1 protein-coding gene is annotated in these 524 nt (G+C 53.1%); it reads right to left on the bottom strand.

Annotation, left to right across the window (positions count from 1 at the left end):
- On the bottom strand, positions 1-524 hold a 524-nt coding region (locus tag E0698_RS26305), incomplete at both ends, for a condensation domain-containing protein (protein ID WP_238354182.1).

The raw sequence follows: 524 nt of genomic DNA, 5'->3' as shown, positions 1-524 counted from the left end.
GTGTTAATGAAAAGTCCCAACATCTGTTCCACACCTTCAAGCTCCGGTGGTCGACCGGAAACAACGGTGCCGAAGACGACGTCTTCACTTTGGTTGTATCCTCCAAGCACGACTCCCCATGCAGCCAGAAACAGACTGCTAAGGGTCGTTCCGTTGCGTTCAGCCACCGTCCGCAATTGACGGGTTGTTTCATCCGTGAGTGTTATTTTATGCTCATGCAGTAAGTACCCGGTAGCTGCCTGGAGCGGATGGGCTACAGGCAGGGTTGGCAGCACGGCTGGCTGATCATAGCCGTTCAGGATGAACCGCCAGTATTCCTTCGCCGCCTCCTTATCCTGCTTGTCCAGCCAGCGAGCATAGCCAGTATAGGGCTGCGGTGTTGGCAGTTCTACGGGTTTCCCCGCTTTCAGTGCTTCATAAGCCGCGAACAGCTCGTCCATGACGATACCAAGGCACCAGCCATCCATAATGATATGATGAAAGCTTAAAAGTAGCGTATATGCGTTCGTTTGGGTTTGAAGCAC

The sequence above is a fragment of the Paenibacillus sp. 23TSA30-6 genome (assembly GCF_014858585.1).
Classification (GTDB): Bacteria; Bacillota; Bacilli; order Paenibacillales; family Paenibacillaceae; genus Paenibacillus.
This window is presented reverse-complemented; position numbering and strand designations above follow the sequence as displayed.